General features: G+C 71.2%; 12 protein-coding genes. 7 read left to right on the forward strand and 5 right to left on the reverse strand.

The window, feature by feature from the left end; genetic code table 11:
* Positions 1 to 14: 14 nt before the first annotated feature.
* From Acor_RS17600 to Acor_RS17615, 4 genes are all read right to left on the reverse strand, one after another.
* Complete coding sequence (locus Acor_RS17600; RefSeq protein ID WP_218034344.1) at positions 15 to 845, reverse strand: AAC(3) family N-acetyltransferase; 831 nt, start codon at positions 843 to 845, stop codon at positions 15 to 17.
* Positions 842 to 3,058 carry an FxsB family cyclophane-forming radical SAM/SPASM peptide maturase gene (locus Acor_RS17605; protein WP_155337758.1) on the reverse strand — a complete coding sequence of 739 codons (2,217 nt, stop codon included), beginning with the start codon at positions 3,056 to 3,058 and terminating at the stop codon, positions 842 to 844. The genes Acor_RS17600 and Acor_RS17605 overlap by 4 nt, the downstream gene beginning before the upstream one ends.
* A gap of 510 nt (positions 3,059 to 3,568) precedes the next feature.
* The gene (locus Acor_RS17610) at positions 3,569 to 4,048 is read right to left on the reverse strand and encodes a hypothetical protein (protein WP_155337759.1); all 480 of its coding nucleotides are present in this window, start codon (positions 4,046 to 4,048) and stop codon (positions 3,569 to 3,571) included.
* A 24-nt stretch (positions 4,049 to 4,072) separates the two neighbouring features.
* Positions 4,073 to 5,338 (reverse strand): M20/M25/M40 family metallo-hydrolase, encoded by a 1,266-nt coding sequence (locus Acor_RS17615; protein ID WP_155337760.1) that lies wholly within the window; start codon positions 5,336 to 5,338, stop codon positions 4,073 to 4,075.
* 154 nt (positions 5,339 to 5,492) lie between these two features.
* Between Acor_RS17615 and Acor_RS17620 the strand changes: the two genes are divergently transcribed.
* Positions 5,493 to 6,590, forward strand: coding sequence for a lipase family protein (locus tag Acor_RS17620; protein ID WP_155337761.1), 1,098 nt, complete (start codon positions 5,493 to 5,495; stop codon positions 6,588 to 6,590).
* Here Acor_RS17620 and Acor_RS17625 read toward each other — a convergent pair.
* Positions 6,528 to 7,643 carry a DUF5925 domain-containing protein gene (locus tag Acor_RS17625; RefSeq protein ID WP_246238705.1) on the reverse strand — a complete coding sequence of 372 codons (1,116 nt, stop codon included), beginning with the start codon at positions 7,641 to 7,643 and terminating at the stop codon, positions 6,528 to 6,530. The two genes, Acor_RS17620 and Acor_RS17625, sit on opposite strands and share 63 nt — an antisense overlap.
* Before the next feature lie 169 nt (positions 7,644 to 7,812).
* Here Acor_RS17625 and Acor_RS17630 point away from each other — a divergent pair, with 169 nt between their 5' ends.
* The 6 genes from Acor_RS17630 (at position 7,813) to meaB (ending at position 15,587) form a co-directional block, all read left to right on the forward strand.
* Positions 7,813 to 8,934 (forward strand): amidase family protein, encoded by a 1,122-nt coding sequence (locus tag Acor_RS17630; protein ID WP_155337762.1) that lies wholly within the window; start codon positions 7,813 to 7,815, stop codon positions 8,932 to 8,934.
* Positions 8,935 to 8,945: 11 nt separating this feature from the next.
* Entirely contained in the window at positions 8,946 to 9,899 is a 954-nt protein-coding gene (gene mtnA / locus Acor_RS17635; protein ID WP_155337763.1) for an S-methyl-5-thioribose-1-phosphate isomerase, read from the forward strand.
* 83 nt (positions 9,900 to 9,982) lie between these two features.
* Positions 9,983 to 10,753, forward strand: coding sequence for a peptidoglycan recognition protein family protein (locus Acor_RS17640; protein WP_155337764.1), 771 nt, complete (start codon positions 9,983 to 9,985; stop codon positions 10,751 to 10,753).
* A 60-nt stretch (positions 10,754 to 10,813) separates the two neighbouring features.
* Positions 10,814 to 12,547 (forward strand): methylmalonyl-CoA mutase subunit beta, encoded by a 1,734-nt coding sequence (locus Acor_RS17645; RefSeq protein ID WP_155337765.1) that lies wholly within the window; start codon positions 10,814 to 10,816, stop codon positions 12,545 to 12,547.
* Positions 12,544 to 14,652, forward strand: coding sequence for a methylmalonyl-CoA mutase (gene scpA, locus Acor_RS17650; protein ID WP_155337766.1), 2,109 nt, complete (start codon positions 12,544 to 12,546; stop codon positions 14,650 to 14,652). The genes Acor_RS17645 and scpA overlap by 4 nt, the downstream gene beginning before the upstream one ends.
* On the forward strand, positions 14,649 to 15,587 hold the full coding sequence (meaB, locus tag Acor_RS17655; protein WP_155337767.1) for a methylmalonyl Co-A mutase-associated GTPase MeaB: 939 nt from the start codon (positions 14,649 to 14,651) through the stop codon (positions 15,585 to 15,587). Before scpA ends, meaB begins: the two co-directional genes overlap by 4 nt.
* Position 15,588: the final 1 nt, after the last annotated feature.

Genomic DNA, 15,588 nt, shown 5'->3' on the forward strand with positions numbered 1-15,588 from the left:
CGTAGGAACGCAGATTAGTCCGAGGGAGTGCCTGCAAGGAATATTTCGTTCGGATTTCTCCGGTGTAACAACCAATTTGTGGCGAAATCGACCGCTATGGGCATGGCAAAGAACCGGGATTCCGCGTTTCCGACCATGCCGGCACTGACCGTTACGGCCTGTTCGAAATCAGCACCCAACTGTGCGAAATCGCTGTCGTCGAGGACCATGTCCTGATATTCCCACCAGGTCCGACCGTAGCCGAAATCGACGACGCAGCGGTACGTCCGGATGGGAGGGCTGTCCGAATATCGATATTCGGCGAGGTGGAATGCGGTGCAGATGTCGAATCCGACGCCGAGGAGCAGCACCCGCGCGTCCGCCGCGTAGAGCCTCGCGAGCGGTGACTCCTCGCCGTAGTGGCAGGTCGGGGAATGGCCGGCCATGAGTTCCCCGGCTTGCGCGCCGACCGCCGCGAACGACGTCTGCGGGTGCGCGCTCCGGCGGGCTCCCGGTGTCAGGCGCACCTGCTCGGCCACCCGGCCCACGCCGGTGCTGGGCGTCCGCGCCGGGTCGAAGGCGGGCATGGCGGCCTGGTAGCGCGCGACCTCCTCGGCGCTCATGCCCTCGACGGCCTGCCGGTACAGGGGGGAGGTGTCCGAATTGTCGGCCGTGGAGGTGAGGGCGACCAGGGTTCCGGCCGGGCCCAGCAGCGCCCGAATCACCTCGACCAGGGTGGCCGCGCCGCCGGCCACCCTGCCGATCCGGGAGAGCGAGCAGTGCACCAGGACGGTCTGCCCGGAGTCGACCCCGAGCGCGCTCAGATCACGGAGCAGGTCCGCCCCGGTTACCGGTACGGCGGTCACGCCGGGCTGGAACCGGGCCCGCTTTCCCAGCTCGCGACGGTCTCCCGCATCCGGCCGACGAGGCGCTCCCCGAAGGACGTGAGCCGGCCCGAGGAGGCCAGGGTCTCGATCGCCCGCGCGGTGTGCGCCCGCCAGAGAACGTACTGCTCGTGTGCCCTGACCCGCTCCGGGCCGGTGAGCCGGGCGCGCCAGAAGTCGCTGACCGCGATGTGCGCGTAGGTTCCCTGGAGCAGGCCCTCGAGCGGCCTCGGGTCGTCCCGCCAGGGCGCGTGGTAGAGCGTGCTGTCGGATTCGTCGTACAGATCGAACATGTCGAGCATCGCGCCCAGTTTGACGTGCTGGAACTCGTGGATGAGCAGCAGCGCCAAGGTGGCGGGATCGGCGGGCAGGGCGGCGGCGACGGCGCCGAAGGCGTGCCTGGCGGTGGAGGACACATCCTTCCCGGCCGGGGCGGGCGCCAGCGGCATGATCGTGGACAGGCCCGCGCGCAGCCCGGGGGCATACTCGGGGTAGTCGGACTCGATCAGCTGCCAGGCCAGGCTGAAACAGCCGTGCCAGGCGTCGAAGTCCGTCTTCCCGAGCTTCGCCGCGGCCGGCCACTGATGGCAGTCCCGGCTGGGGTCGCGGTCTTCCAGCAGAACAGAGAAGCCGCCCGCGTCGAGCCGGCGAACCTCGGTCAGCGGGGTGGCCGGGCCGTCGATCCAGGTCGATCCGCCCTCGATGACCAGCGTCGCCGAGTCGCCGGTCACATCGTCGAAGGTGCCCACAGTGGGGAGGTGAACGCTGCCGCCGAGGACCTGGACGAGGATTTTGGCGTCGATGCCGGCACGGTAGGCCGCGGCGGCGGCGACGTTGGCCAGGTATCCGCCATGGGTCCGGCTGGCCGCCCAGACCCGGACGTACGGGTGGGCCAGTACGGTGCGCAGGGCGGCAGGATCGGTCCGGTCGGCCTGGACCAGGAGTTCCCAGGCGGCCGCCGGACGCTCCGGCACCGAGGCGATGATCATGCGCTGGATGCTCGCCTGGGAGCGGGCGAGCGCTTCGATGTCCTCGGCGCCGCCGTACCCGGCCGCCAGGGCGTCGAAGGTGGAGGGAGGGAGGCCGTGGTTGGTCATCGTCGTGTGATCCTGGACGTGGGTGATGAGAGCCAGCAGGTCGGCGCAGTAGACGCTGGGGTGGTCGAAGGAGTCCTCGCGGAACCGGTGCGGGTAGAGCCCGCCGCCGCAGCTCCGGACCACCGGGCATTTCTGGCATGTCGCGGAGAGCCCCTGGAGTCCCCGCTGGCGGGCCTGGACGCCAGGGTGCCGCGCCACTTCGTTCAGTGAGCTTCCGGCCAGGTCGAACCCGGTGGCGGGCGCGCCGTCGAAGGCGACTTTCAGGGAGTCGACCTGCTCGTAGCCGCCGTCGGTCTCGATGACGACGAGCGTGCTGGGTTCGAGGCCGATCGCCTCGCTCAGGCTGCTGCGCTCGTGGGTGGTGTTGATGATCGATTCGAACAGGCGGACCGGGATGGGACGGCCGCCCGCGTGCCAGCGATCGAAGATCGCGATCAGCCAGTCGGCGTAGGCCGTGGCGGACGGGCGCGGCGGGGGGTCTTCCCAGGTCGCGTGCGGGAGCAGGAAGTCCACGCGGGGAGGTTCGAGGGAGAGCAAGGCGTCGTACACCTTGATCGGGTCATTGGCGACGTCGATGGTGCAGAGCAGGCCCGCGTAGATCTCCGGACGGGCCCGGAGCAGGGACACCGCTTGAATTACCTGCTGGTAGCTGCTGCGGCCGTTCCTGAAGAGGCGATGGCGGTCATTCGCGATCTTGTCGCCGTCCAGGGAGATTCCGACTTTAACCCCGTTTTCGGTGAAAAGGTCGCAGAACTTCTCGTCAAGGGTGACGCCGTTTGTATGGATGGCAAGATTGAGGTGGCAGAGCCCGTCGAGTTGTTCCCGCAGCAGGGTGACGATCTCGGCCAGCCGGTCATGCCCGGCCAGCAACGGCTCGCCCCCGTGGAGCACGACGTGAATCGTGCTCACGTCGTGCTGTTTCACGTGCTCGGCGATACGCTTTGCGGCTAATATCGCCGTTTCGACGGACATGACATTGGGGCGGCTGCGCCAGGTCTGATCAGCATGTTCGTAGACGTAGCAGTGGTCACAAGCAAGATCGCACCGACTATGAACCTTTAGTACATACTGATCGAATGGCAGGGTTATCCCACTCACGTCGCCCCGATCCGCCGCTATAGAGACGACTGGAAGGCGGCCACGGCGACTCTCGGGTTGTCCGACGCCATCGGGACGATTCGAGCGAGCGTGGAGCGGTGCGATCCCTGAGCCGCGAGCTCCTCAAGCGAAAAATCATGAACATCCATGACCGCTGAGACCAGGTTCGGCGTGTCTGCCTTAGTGATCATCGTATCCATTCCGGTGTAGGCCGCGTCGGCTCCAGGAAGCGCTCGCGCAGAGTACCAAGACCCTACGCACTTTAACGCTTCGCCACTGCCTTGTTGCGGGAAGTGACAGCTTGCTCTCGGTGTCATTTTCCATTGCGCGCTTCCAGGAGCGGGCAATGGGGATGGGAGGGGTGAGTCAAATTGCCATCCGTGATCGACCGAATATCGAGGTGGCAACACTATCTTAAAGGTAAGTAGTTGGTAAGGATGAAAAGCTGCCGCGATTTTGCTCGATTGCGCTTATTGTCCAAATAGTGTGGATTGTGAGTTTAGTCGTTGTTCAGTCCCCCGCGCGGGTGGCGCCATCGGGCCAGAGAATCTTCACGGGGATGGCCCGGCGTAGCGCCGCGTCCACGACCTCGGCGGTCCCGCCCGGCCCCCGGGCCGGTCCGCCGTCCCAGACGGCCACCAGCACGTCGGCGCTCGCCAGCATCACTTCGTTGGCCGCCGCGTAGACGGCCGGGGTGGGCGCGTCATGGGTGAGGCAGCGTACCGGATCCGCCTGATCCAGAAGTCCCTCGAACCGTTCGCGTTCCTCGGAAGGGAGCACGGATCCGTAGCCGCGGACCGGGAGGATGGCCTCCAGCCTTCCGCCCAGGCTCAGGACCGTCTCGGCGAAGATCTGATCTGCCCCCGGCGCCAGGCAGGAGATTCCCACCACGGCGGTTCCGTGGGGCGTGAGCAGACCTTCCATCGCAGCCCGGACCAGATCCTCGGTCTCGGGGGTCAGGTCCCGGTGCCCGGTGACCGCTACCCGCATGGTCTCCACCTTCACCGCGTCGGTTTAGCCGCCAACGAGATGGTTCAGCACCCGTACGCCGAAGTCGAGGCCCGCGACGGGTACACGTTCGTCCACGCCGTGGAACATGCCGAAGTAGTCGAGTTCCGGGGGTAGCAGGAGCGGGGTGAATCCGTAGCCTCGGATGCCGATGCGGGCGAAGGACTTCGCGTCGGTTCCGCCGGTCATCACGTAGGGGACCGGGTGCGCCGCCGGGTCCTCGCGGCGGAGGGCGGCGCACATGTCGTCGAAGAGGCCGTGGACGGGGGCCGTGGGGGCCTCCTCCAGGTTGAGGAACTCGCGGGTGATCTTCGGGCCCATCAGGCGGTCGATGGTGTCCAGGAACTCCTGCTGGGAGCCGGGCAGGAAACGGCCGTCCACGTGCGCCTCCGCCTTGCCGGGGATCGAGTTGACCTTGTAGCCGGCGTTCAGCATGGTCGGGTTGGCGGAGTTGCGGATCACGCCCTTGAACAGGGCCGCCGCGGACGGGGGGAGGCGGCGCAGTTCGGCGTCGAGGGCGTCGAGGTCGATGGGGGTGCCGAGGGCGGTCCCGAGGCCCTGGATGAGGGTGGCGACCGGCGGGGTGAGGTGGATCGGCCAGGTGTAGTCGGCCAGCCGGGTCAGGGCGCGGGCCAGTTCGGCGACCGGGTTGTCGACGGGGGGTTTGGAGCCGTGGCCGGGTACGCCGCGGGCGGTGAGCTTCATCCACGCCGTGCCGCGTTCGGCGACGGCCACCGGGTAGATCCGGGCGCCCTCCGCGGTGACCGTGAACCCGCCCGATTCGCTGATGGCCTCGGTGCAGCCGTCGAAGAGGTCGCGGTGGTTCTCCGCGACGTAGCGGGAGCCGTACGCGCCGGTGGACTCCTCGTCGGCGAGGAAGGCGAGGACGAGGTCGCGGCGGGGGCGGACGCCGCGGCGGGCCAGGTCGCGGACCAGGGCGAGGGTCATCGCCAGGCTGCCCTTCATGTCGACCGCGCCCCGGCCGTGCACGCTGCCGTCGGCGATGTCGCCGGAGAACGGGTGGCGTTTCCATTCGTCCGGGTCGGCGGGGACGACGTCGAGGTGGCCGTGGATCAGAAGGGCGGCGGGGGAGTCGCCGGGGATCCTGGCGATCACATTGGTCCGGCGGGGGGCCGATTCCAGCACGATTGGTTCGACGCCGACCTCGGCCAGCAGGTCGGCCACGTACTCGGCGGCGGGGCGTTCGCCCGGGCCGGGGTTGGTGGTGTCGAAACGGATCAGCTGGGCGCAGATCTCGGCTACCTCGGTCATCGGTCCTCATCCGGGAGTGGGGGCAGTTCGATCTCCAATCGTGTCGGATCGAGGCCGGAAGATGGCTGACGAATGGTCCTGCCGGTGTGGCTCATCACGTTTTAGGTAGGGGTGTACTCATGTGTCGGCAGCCGGTCCGGGCCAGGCTGCCGCCATGGCAGACAATCTGCTCGTATACGTCCCGGGGTTGGACGGCGACCCGTCGCCATGCGACCGGCTGGCCGCGGGGCTGGGGGAGTCGTGGCGGGCCGAGGTGTCCCCGATCCAGGTCCGGCCCTGGAGTAACCGGGCCGCGGGTGAGCTGGCCAGGGAACTGAGCGAATGGATCGCGCGCGTCTGGTGGGAGATGGGCGGGCTCGGGCGTGTCGTCCTGGTGGGGCACAGTGCCGGCGGGCTGCTGATCCGGCACGCGTACCTGATCGCGCATGGTGACGAGGACAGCAGGCAGGCGCGGGCCTGGGCCCGGCGGGTGAGCAGGATCGTGCTGCTGGCCGCGCCCAACCGGGGGTTCGACGCGCGGCGATGGTCGGTCACCGGGCGGACGCTCTCGGAGCTGCGGCGCGGCGCGCCGTACCTGACGGATCTGCGGCTGCGCTGGCTGGACCATTTCGACCGGGGGGAGCGGACCCAGGTCGTGCAGCTGCTCGGCACCCGCGACCCGCTGGTCACCCGGGACGACAGCCTGGACGTCGAGCAGTTCCCCGGCGGACGGCACGTCACCGTCCCCGGCGCCGGCCACGACACGCTGACCGGCGCCCACCGGCTGATCTGGGCGGCGGTGGCCGGGCCGTTCCGGGCGACCACGCCGATCCTGGCGGTCGAACCCCGGACGGTGGTGTTCCTGACCCGCTCCCGGGACCGGAACTGGCACGCCCTGCGGCGGGCCCTGGCCGGGCGCGCGGAGGTCAGGACCGTGGCGGCGCACGGATTCCTCGACGAGTACGGCCAGGCCTACGCGCGGCACCGGCACGGCGGCATGCACTTCGCGGGGCACGGCCGGGGCGCGCGGATGCTCGGCCAGGCCCTCGCGGAGGTGCCCGCCATGCTGTTCGGGAACGTCTACCTGGCCGAATCCACGCTGCCGGCCGGTTTTCCGTGGAGCCGGGCCATCGACAGGGAGCAGGCCGGGCGGATCCGCGACGACGGCGAGCTGACCGGTGGCCAGGTCGCCGGCGTCGCGGACTATCTGCTAGAGGTACAGCCCGATGCCGCCGACCGGCTCGGGCTCGGGGGCCGGGCGGCCAGAGCGTAGGGCGAACAGTTCGGCCAGGGTTGCCCCGGACGGGCCGATGCCCGTGCTGGTGCCCAGCCAGGCCGTGGCCTGCTCGGTGTCCATCCGGCCCACCTCGATCTGGGCCAGGCAGCGGCCCGGCCGGACCACGGCGGGGTGCAGGCGGGCCAGGTCCTCGTTCGTGGTGATCGCCACCAGCACGTCCCGTCCCTGGCCGAGCAGGCCGTCGGTGAGGTTGAGCAACCGGGACAGGCCCTGCCCGGTGGACGCCTTGGCCTCGGCGTGGATCAGTTCGTCGCAGTCCTCCAGGACGAGCAGCCGCCACTTGCCCTCGCCGTGGTCGGGGCACTCGCACCCGACCGCGACCTCCATCAGGTAGCCGGGGTCGTTGAACAGGCGCTCGGGGTCGAGCACGCAGTCGACCTGGCACCAGGTGGACCACTCCCGGGCGAGCGTGCGCAGCAGGGTGGTCTTGCCGGTGCCGGGCGGGCCGTGCAGCAGCAGCAGGCGGCCGTTCACGTCGTCGGGGCGCACGGCCATCAGCTGGTCGAGCCGCCCGGTCGCGGCGCGCGGATAGTTCGGCCGCACCGACTCCCACGGAGAGGTCGTGATCTTCTTGCCGGAGCGCCGGCGGCCGTGCTCGCTCATCCACCAGAAGCCCATGGAGACCACGTCCGCGTCCTTCGGCGTCTCCTCCTCGGCGTCCTTGACGACCTCGGCCATGACCGCGACGGCCAGCTCCTCGCTGACCGCCGTCACCGCGACGGTGGCCGACTGGTTGGTGTAGCGCACCACCCGCAGCGTCCACCCGTCGCCGCCGAACAGCCGGGCGTCCGGGCCGTCCACCGCGGACGCGGAACGCAGCAGCCGCCCGCGGGCCACGGTGAGCGGGGCGTCGGCGCGGATCCGGTCCAAAGTGACCGTGCGCGCCCACGGCTGCTCGCCGGTGGCGAACGGGGACAGCGCCAGCGCGTCGATCACGTCGGCGGGGCTGTCACTGTCGTCGATCCACACTTTCATCGCCAGTGGATCGGGCGGGGTGGCGAACTGAACCTCCTTAACCACGTTACTCATACCCTCATGATCCTCACCTGGGACGATGATTGTCGACGCATTTTCCGCCTAAGGCCGGGAGCACGTGTAACCTCCTCGAAACTCTGGCACACCGGGTGTGAAATTGGGCTGGCATAGGAGTGGGGAGTAGCCGTAACCGGAACATCGACCTGGCCACTTTGGAGGATAAGTGGGGATCGATCCGTTCGTGTTGTGGGGAACTCCGCCGGAATCGCCCGGTGGAGCGGGGCCGCTCGCCGGGGTCCGGCTGGCCGTCAAGGACGTCTTCGACGTCGCCGGCACGCCCACCGGCGCGGGGCATCCGCGCTGGCTGGAGAGACAGGAACCGGCCGCGGCTGACGCGGCGGCGGTGGCCAGGCTGCGGGCGGCGGGAGCCGTGCTGGCGGGGAAGACGCACACCGACGAGCTGGCCTACAGCCTGGGCGGGACGAACGCGCACTACGGCGCGCCCGATAATCCGGCCGCTCCCGGGCATGTCTGCGGCGGGTCGTCCAGCGGCTCCGCGGCGGCGGTCGCCGCCGGGCGCGCCGATCTCGGGCTGGGCACCGACACCGCAGGCTCCATCCGGGTGCCGGCCTCCTACACCGGCCTGTACGGCTTCCGCCCCACCCACGCCCGCGCCCCACGCGAAGGCATGCTCCCGCTCGCCCCCGCCTTCGACGTCCCCGGCCTGCTCACCCGCGACCTCACCCTGCTCCGCGCGGCGGCCGGCGCGCTCCTGGACGGCGAGGGCGGCGGCCGGGCCACCCGGCTCTGCGTGCCCCCCGACCTGTGGTCCGACCTGTCCCCCCGGGTCGGCGCGGCCCTCGCGCCCGCCATCGCCCGGCTGGGCCTCCCGGTGCACCGCACCCCGCTCGGCCACGACGTCACCGACGCGTTCGCGATCGCGCAGGCGGCCCAGGCGTGGCAGAGCCACGGCGACTGGATCATCAGGGAACGCCCGGAGTTCGGCCCCGGCGTCGCCGCCAGGTTCGCGCGGGCGGAGTCGCTCACCGGCGAGGAGGTCGCCCTCGCCCGCAAGGCGCTGGACGAGGCGGCCGACCGGCTCCGGGTGCTGCTCGGCGACGGCGGCGTGCTCGTGCTGCCCACCGCGCCCGGCGTGGCCCCCGCGTTCGGCCGCCCGGAGAACCGGCGGCCGGCGACCCTGCGGCTGACCTGCCTGGCCCCGCTCTCCGGCACCCCCGCGCTCAGCCTGCCCGCCGGGCTGCTGGACGGGCGGCCGCTCGGCCTGACCCTGATGGTCGCCCGGGGGTGCGACGAGGTGCTCTTCGACCTGGCGGCCCGCGTCTAGGCTGACCAGATATGAGAACGATTGACTGGATCGACGAGGCGATCGTGCTCGTCGACCAGACCCGGTTGCCCGGCGATCTGACGTACCTGCGGATCACCACCGTCGCGGAGCTGATCGACGCGATCAAGCGGCTGGCGGTCCGGGGCGCGCCGGCGCTCGGCGTCGCGGGCGCGCTGGGGGTCGCGCTCGCGGCGCGGACCGGCGAGCCGATCGGGCCGCTCCGGGAGGCCCGGCCGACGGCCGTCAACCTGGCGTGGGGGGTCGACCAGGCGGCGGCGGCCCCCGACCCGCTGGCCAGGGCGCTGCGGATCAGGGACGAGGACATCGCGGCCTGCCTGGCCATGGGCGTGCTCGGCGCGGACCTGCTGGCCGGCCACGGCGCCACCCGGGTGATGACGGTCTGCAACACCGGCGGCCTGGCCGCGGTGGAACGCGGCACCGCGCTCGGCGTCATCCAGACCATGCACGAGCGCGGCACGCTCCGCGAGGCGCTCGCCCTGGAGACCAGGCCGCTGCTGCAGGGCGCCAGGCTGACCGCCTGGGAACTGGCCAGGATGGGCGCGCCGCACCGCCTGATCGTCGACTCGGCCGGGCCCTTCCTGCTGGCCAGGGGCGCGGCCGACGCCGTGCTCATCGGCGCGGACCGGATCGCCGCCAACGGCGACACCGCCAACAAGATCGGCTCGTACGCCCTCGCCCTGGGCGCCCGCAGAGCCGGGGTGCCGTTCCTGGTCATCGCCCCCGAGACCACGATCGACCTGGCCACCCCCGGCGGCGACGTGATCACCATCGAGGACCGCGGCCCCGCCGAGGTCCTCTCCATCGGCGGCGTACGGCTCGCGCCCGAGGGCGCCGGCGCGCTCAACCCGGCCTTCGACGTCACCCCCGCCGACCTGATCACCGCCATCGTCACCGACCGCCGGGTGATTCGCCTGGATCGCGGCGAGACGCCGGATCACGCATAGTCGATGCCGATTCGGGCATTCGGGCACTGCGGTGGAGCGTTCCCCAATACGCTCGGATATTGACACCAGAACGGGAGATCTTCGTGGCTATCGACCTCGTGACCCGCAGTACCTGGGGCGCGCGAGCCCCGAAGGGCTCCTATTCGCCGCTCAGTTCGACGCGCGGCGTGAAGGTGCACTACACGGGCGGGCGAGTGGATCCGGCCATCATCGACGACCACGCCAAATGCGTGGCAATGGTGAAATCAATTCAGGATTTTCACATGGATGGAAATGGCTGGATTGACATCGGCTACTCGATGGTGGTTTGCCCGCATCGGAAGGTTTTCGTGGGGCGTGGGGCCAAGCACGTGCCCGCCGCCAACGGGGCCGGGCTCAACTCCGGTCACTACGCGGTGCTCGGGCTGGTCGGGAACGCCGGGCTGGTGGAGCCCACCGACGAGATCCTGCACGGGATCCTGGACGCGATCGAGTACCTGCGGGCCGAGGGCGGCGCGGGCCGGGAGATCCAGGGGCACCGGGACGGCTACGCCACCGACTGCCCCGGCGGACCGCTCTACGCCTGGGTGCGGCGCGGCGCGCCGCGGCCGGGTGGCGGCGACCCGCCGCCGGTGGTCCCCGGCACGCCGAAGTGGCCCGGGCGGCTGCTCAGATTCCCGCCGGTGATGCGCGGGGACGACGTCAAGGCCTGGCAGGCCCAGATGAAGCTGATCGGCTTCGAGCTCGACGCGGACGGGGCTTACGGGCAGCGTTCGCGGGACGTCTGCAAGACCTTCCAGCGGCGAGTAGATCTTCCTGACGACGGCATCGTGGGCCGTCTGACCTGGGAGGCTTCGTTCACGGCTAAGCCGTGACGCGCCGATAGGGGCCCCCAGGGGCGCGAATGGGGTCTCTGTCGGCTTAGCATCCGGTGCATGACGGTGTCACCACTGGACCTCGCCGCAGAGTTCCCGCCGGGTTCCCGCGAGCGGTGGCGCGAGCTCGCCCTCGGCGTGCTGCGCAAATCGGGCTTCGAAGGCGATGATCCGGAGGCCGCGCTCTCCTCCGTGACCTACGACGGGATCACCGTCGAGCCCCTGTACGACCGGCTTCCCGCCGCGCCCCGGGTGCTGCGCGCCGAGAGCTCCTGGGACGTCAGGCAGCGGCACGCGCACCCGGATCCCGCCGTGACCAGGGAGGCGATCCAGGCCGACCTGGAGAACGGCGTCACCTCGCTCTGGCTGGACCTGACCTCACTCGACCCGGCCGCGCTGCCGGCCGTGCTCGACGGGGTCTTCCTCGACCTCGCGCCGGTCGTGCTGGACGCGGGGCCGCGCACCGAGGAGGCGGCCCGGATCTTCCTGGCGATCGCCGCCGGCACCGCGCTGGCGGGCGGCAACCTGGGCGCGGGCCCGCTCCACCCGGGGCTGCCCGACCTGGTACGGCGCTGCGTCGCCGAACAGCCCGCCGTGCTGGCGGTGACCGTGGACGCGCTGCCGTACCACGACGCGGGCGGCGGCGACGCGGCCGAGCTGGGCTGCTCGATCGCGGCCGGCGTGGCCGCGCTGCGCACCCTCACCGACGCCGGGATCTCCGCCGGGCAGGCGTTCGCGCAACTGGAGTTCCGGTACGCGGCCAGCGCCGACCAGTTCCTCACCATCGCCAAGTTCCGGGCCGCCCGCCGCCTGTGGTCGCGGGTCGCCGAGGTCTGCGGCGTGCCGGAGGCCGTGCAGCGGCAGCACGCGGTGACCTCGTCGGCGATGATGACCGCCCGCGACCCGTGGGTGAACATGCTGCGCACCACGCTGGCCTGCTTCGGCGCGGGCGTCGGCGGCGCGGACGCGGTGACCGTGCAGCCGTTCGACGCCGCGCTCGGCCTGCCCGACGGCTTCGCCCGCCGGATCGCCCGCAACACCCAGGCCCTGCTGGTCGAGGAGGCCGGGGTGGCCCGGGTGATCGACCCGGCGGGCGGCTCCTGGTACGTGGAGAACCTCACCGCCGCCCTCGCCGAACGGGCCTGGACCTGGTTCCAGGAGATCGAGCGGGCGGGCGGCTACGCGGCGGCGCTGGAGACCCTGATCCCCGGGCGCCTGGCCACGGCGCGGGCGGCGCGGGCGCGGGAAATCGCCCGCAGGAAGAGCCCGGTCACCGGCGTCAGCGAGTTCCCCAACCTGGGCGAGCGCGCCGTCGTCCGCGAACCGGGACCCGGCTTGCCGGCCTCCCCCGGCCGGGTGCGGTACGCGGCCGAGTACGAGGCGCTCCGCGACCACGCCGACGCCCAGCCGGAGCGCCCGCTGGTGTTCCTGGCCACCATCGGCCCGGTCGCCGTGCACACCGCGCGCGCCTCGTTCGCGGCCAACCTGTTCGCCGCCGGCGGCATCGCCACCGTCACCAGCGGCCCCGGCACCGACGCGGCCGCCCTGGCGGAGGCCTTCCGCGACGCGGGCACGCCGGTCGCCTGCCTCTGCTCCAGCGACCGCCTGTACGGCGAGCACGCCGAAACCGTCGCGGCCGCGCTCCGCGCCGCGGGGGCGGAGCGGATCTGGCTGGCGGGCAAGGGCGATCACCCCGGCGTGGACGGCAACATCCGGGCCGGCGGCGACGCCCTCGACGTGCTGAGAACGACTTTCGCCGACCTGGGCATCGCACCGAAGGGGGACGCCCGATGAGCATTCCCAATTTCTCCGAAATCGGGCTCGGAATCGGGAAGGACCGCGTGGCCGTCCCAAGCGCCGAACCGTGGGACACCCCCGAGGGCATCGCCGTGAAACCCCTCTACGACGCCGGCGACCTCCCCGGCTACCTGCCGACCTATCCGGGGCTGGCGCCGTTCCTGCGCGGGCCGTACCCGACCATGTACGTCAACCAGCCCTGGACCATCCGCCAGTACGCCGGATTCTCCACCGCCGCGGAGTCCAACGCCTTCTACCGCCGCAACCTGGCCGCCGGGCAGAAGGGCCTGTCGGTCGCCTTCGACCTGGCCACCCACCGCGGCTACGACTCCGACCACCCGAGGGTGGCCGGCGACGTCGGCATGGCGGGCGTGGCCATCGACTCCATCTACGACATGCGCCAGCTCTTCGACGGCATCCCGCTGGACCGCATGTCCGTCTCGATGACCATGAACGGCGCCGTTCTGCCCATCCTGGCCCTGTTCATCGTGGCCGCCGAGGAGCAGGGCGTCGCGCCGGAGCAGCTGCAGGGGACCATCCAGAACGACATCCTCAAGGAGTTCATGGTCCGCAACACCTACATCTACCCGCCCGGCCCGTCGATGCGGATCATCTCCGACATCTTCGAGTACAGCGCCGCCCGGATGCCCAAGTTCAACTCGATCTCCATCTCCGGGTACCACATCCAGGAGGCCGGGGCCACACTCGACCTGGAGCTCGCCTACACCCTCGCCGACGGCGTCGAATACCTGCGGGCGGGCGTCGCCGCGGGCATGGACGTGGACGCGTTCGCGCCCCGCCTGTCGTTCTTCTGGTGCATCGGCATGAACTTCTTCATGGAGGTCGCCAAGCTGCGCGCGGCCCGGCTGCTCTGGGCCGAGCTGGTCCGCGGCTTCGGCGCCCGCAACCCGAAGTCGCTGTCGCTGCGCACCCACTCGCAGACCTCCGGCTGGTCGCTGACCGCCCAGGACGTCTTCAACAACGTGGTACGCACCTGCGTGGAGGCGATGGCCGCAACCCAGGGCCACACCCAGTCGCTGCACACCAACGCGCTGGACGAGGCGCTCGCGCTGCCCACCGACTTCTCCGCCAGGATCGCCCGCAACACCCAGCTGCTGCTCCAGCAGGAGTCCGGCACCACCCGGGTGATCGACCCGTGGGGCGGCTCCTACTACGTCGAACGCCTCACCGCCGAGCTGGCCGAGCGCGCCTGGGCGCACATCAGGGAGGTCGAGGAGTTCGGCGGGATGGCCCGCGCCATCGACAAGGGCCTGCCCAAGCTGCGGATCGAGGAGGCGGCGGCCCGCACCCAGGCCAGGATCGACTCCGGCCGCCAGCCGGTGATCGGCGTGAACCGTTACCGGCCGGAGGCGGACGAGCCGATCGAGGTGCTCAAGGTGGACAACACCTCGGTCCGCGACCAGCAGCTGGCCAAGCTGCGCCGCCTGCGTGAGGAGCGCTCGCCCGACCGGGTCGCCGCCGCCCTGGAGGCCCTCGGCAAGGGCGCCGCGGGGAACGGCAACCTGCTGGAGCTGGCGGTCGAGGCGGCCAGGGCGATGGCCACCGTGGGGGAGATCTCGGACGCGCTGGAGAAGGTGTTCGGCCGGCACGAGGCGCAGATTCGCACCATCACCGGCGTCTACCGGGAGGAGGCGGGGTCCGGCATGGACGAGGTGCGCGCCGCCTGCGACGCGTTCGCCGGGGCGGAGGGCCGCCGCCCCCGCATCCTGGTCGCCAAGATGGGCCAGGACGGCCACGACCGCGGCCAGAAGGTGATCGCCACCGGCTTCGCCGACCTCGGCTTCGACGTGGACGTCGGCCCGCTGTTCCAGACGCCGGAGGAGGTCGCCAGGCAGGCGGTCGAGGCCGACGTGCACATCGTCGGCGTCTCCTCGCTCGCGGCCGGGCACCTCACCCTGGTGCCGGCCCTGAAGAAGGCCCTGGACGAGCTCGGCGCGGGCGACATCATGATCGCCGTCGGCGGCGTGATCCCGCCAGGCGACTTCGACGAGCTCCGCGCCGCCGGCGCCGCCGCGATCTTCCCGCCCGGCACGGTCATCGCGGAGGCAGCCCTGGACCTGCTGCGACAGCTGCGCGGATGAGCTGGCGGGAATACGCGGAGGGCGTGCTGTCCGGCTCCCGCCGGGGCATCGCGCGGGCCATCACCCTGGTCGAGTCCACCCGGCCCGACCACCGGGAGCTGGCCCAGCAGCTCCTGGCCGAGCTGACCCCGTACGCCGGGAAGGCGCGCAGGGTCGGCGTCAGCGGCGTGCCCGGCGTCGGCAAGTCCACCTTCATCGAAGCGCTGGGCACCCACCTCACCGGCCTGGAAAATCAGGTCGCGGTGCTCGCGGTCGATCCTTCGTCGACCCGCTCCGGCGGCAGCATTCTGGGCGACAAGACGCGGATGGCCCGCCTCTCGGTCGACCCCAGGGCGTTCATCCGCCCGTCCCCGACGGCGGGCACCCTCGGCGGCGTCGCCAAGGCCACCCGCGAGGCGATGGTGGTGGTGGAGGCGGCCGGTTACGACACCGTCCTGGTGGAGACCGTCGGCGTCGGCCAGTCCGAGACCGCCGTCGCCGAGATGGTGGACACTTTCCTGCTGCTCACCCTGGCCCGCACGGGCGATCAGCTCCAGGGCATCAAGAAAGGGGTGCTCGAACTCGCCGACGTGATCGCCGTGAACAAGGCCGACGGCGACCACGAGCTCTCCGCCAGCCGGGCCGCCCGCGAACTCGGCGGCGCGCTGCGGCTGATCCGCTCGGAAACCCCCGTGCTCACCTGCAGCGGCCTCACCGGCGCGGGCCTGCAGGATCTGTGGGCGCACGTGCTGCGCCATCAGGAGAACACCGACCTGGTCGCGAAACGCCGCCGCCAGGCGGTTGACTGGACCTGGGCGATGGTCCGCGAACGGGTGCTCGCCGACCTCGGGGACCGCACCCGCGCGCAGGCCGCGCGGATCGAGGCTCAGGTCCTGGACGGCACCCTGACCCCCGCCCAGGCCGCCGACCTCCTCTACGGCATGAATACGGCCTGAG

The sequence above is a fragment of the Acrocarpospora corrugata genome (genome assembly GCF_009687845.1).
Lineage (GTDB): Bacteria > Actinomycetota > Actinomycetes > Streptosporangiales > Streptosporangiaceae > Acrocarpospora > Acrocarpospora corrugata.

What these genes read in the sequence shown, in the direction of transcription:
- mtnA (WP_155337763.1), top strand. Translation starts at nt 8,946, where the DNA reads ATGAGAACGATTGACTGGATCGACGAGGCGATCGTGCTCGTCGACCAG.
- Acor_RS17645 (WP_155337765.1), top strand. Translation starts at nt 10,814, where the DNA reads ATGACGGTGTCACCACTGGACCTCGCCGCAGAGTTCCCGCCGGGTTCC.
- Acor_RS17610 (WP_155337759.1), bottom strand. Translation starts at nt 4,048, where the DNA reads ATGCGGGTAGCGGTCACCGGGCACCGGGACCTGACCCCCGAGACCGAG.
- meaB (WP_155337767.1), top strand. Translation starts at nt 14,649, where the DNA reads ATGAGCTGGCGGGAATACGCGGAGGGCGTGCTGTCCGGCTCCCGCCGG.
- Acor_RS17615 (WP_155337760.1), bottom strand. Translation starts at nt 5,338, where the DNA reads ATGACCGAGGTAGCCGAGATCTGCGCCCAGCTGATCCGTTTCGACACC.
- Acor_RS17625 (WP_246238705.1), bottom strand. Translation starts at nt 7,643, where the DNA reads ATGAGTAACGTGGTTAAGGAGGTTCAGTTCGCCACCCCGCCCGATCCA.
- Acor_RS17620 (WP_155337761.1), top strand. Translation starts at nt 5,493, where the DNA reads ATGGCAGACAATCTGCTCGTATACGTCCCGGGGTTGGACGGCGACCCG.
- scpA (WP_155337766.1), top strand. Translation starts at nt 12,544, where the DNA reads ATGAGCATTCCCAATTTCTCCGAAATCGGGCTCGGAATCGGGAAGGAC.